Source organism: Mesorhizobium sp. M7A.F.Ca.CA.003.01.2.1, assembly GCF_003998945.1.
Taxonomy (GTDB): domain Bacteria; phylum Pseudomonadota; class Alphaproteobacteria; order Rhizobiales; family Rhizobiaceae; genus Mesorhizobium; species Mesorhizobium ciceri.
In genome coordinates, this window is sequence record NZ_RZRA01001340.1 from 1 (window position 1) to 1,075 (window position 1,075).

Genomic DNA, 1,075 nt, shown 5'->3' on the forward strand with positions numbered 1-1,075 from the left:
GTCCTGCCGGACATCTCCCCCTCGAGTGGGGAGATTGGCAGTTTCGGCGCCTCGCTCAGTCCCGCAAGGTCGGCGATTGGCGAAAGCCGTCGCGACATCCAATCTCCCCCCTTGAGGGGGAGATGTCCGGCAGGACAGAGGGGGGCGCTGGCCCGCGGCGTTGCCGCAATTTGCAACTACCCGGCCAACGCCAGCTTCGCCACGGCCGGAGCAAAAGGCCGAATGTTGATCCCGTCCCTGGTCATGGTGACGAAGCTCGATGGCGGGATCGCCTAGGCGCGATCCGGAAGAGCCGCAGGCTCCTTGGTCGCGTGCGTGCCTCTGTTGTGCGTCCGCTCGTAAAGCTCGCGAACGATTCGGCTGGCGGTAGTTTCAAACAGAAATGGCAAGAAAGCATGAACGAGCGCGGCGCCGGCCGCCATCAACAGGCGCGACGAAAACCAGGCGGCAAAGCCCATGTGGCTGAAATAGGTTTCGCCGACCTTGGCCGGATGAGAGGTGAAAATCCTTGCGACCGACATGCTGGTTCCCCTTCAGCGCTTGAAGTTCCTGATATGAGTATCCTGACATGCTTCGCCGGTTCATCGGTCTCAAAATGTCCTTGTATTTCGGTGATGCATGGAACAAATATCCCACATGGCGCTGGAAATTGACGAAATCGACCGGAAATTGCTCGCCGAGTTGCAACGCGACGGCACGCTGTCGGTCGACCAGTTGTCGGAACGGGTGGCGCTGTCGCGCAATGCCTGCTGGCGCCGGGTGAAGCGGCTGGAGGAGGCCGGTGTCATCACCGGCAGGGTGGCGCTGGTCGATGCCGAAAAGCTCGGGCTTGGCCTTTCCGTCTTCATCCTGATCCGCACGTCCAACCACGATCCGGAGTGGCTGCAGAGATTCCGGGCGGCGGTGACCGGCTTTCCCGAGATCATCGGCGTCTACCGCATGTCCGGCGACCTCGACTACGTTCTGCGCGCCCGCGTCGCCGACGTGAAGGCCTATGACCGGCTCTACCAGCGGCTGATCGCCAAGGTGGCGCTGTCTGATGTTTCCGCCTCTTTCGTGATGGAAGAGATCAAGG

2 protein-coding genes are annotated in these 1,075 nt (G+C 61.6%); one reads left to right on the top strand and one right to left on the bottom strand.

Going from position 1 to position 1,075, the window contains the following annotated elements; all coding sequences use genetic code 11:
* Positions 1-272 precede the first annotated feature (272 nt).
* Positions 273-521 carry a DUF6356 family protein gene (locus tag EN969_RS32510; protein WP_063169910.1) on the bottom strand — a complete coding sequence of 83 codons (249 nt, stop codon included), beginning with the start codon at positions 519-521 and terminating at the stop codon, positions 273-275.
* Between the two features lie 115 nt (positions 522-636).
* Here EN969_RS32510 and EN969_RS32515 point away from each other — a divergent pair.
* The coding region (locus EN969_RS32515; protein WP_164758730.1) for an Lrp/AsnC family transcriptional regulator at positions 637-1,075 on the top strand (439 nt) is incomplete at its 3' end.

Excerpts from the sequence above, each read along its gene's own strand:
- EN969_RS32510 (WP_063169910.1), bottom strand. The coding sequence starts at position 521 with ATGTCGGTCGCAAGGATTTTCACCTCTCATCCGGCCAAGGTCGGCGAA.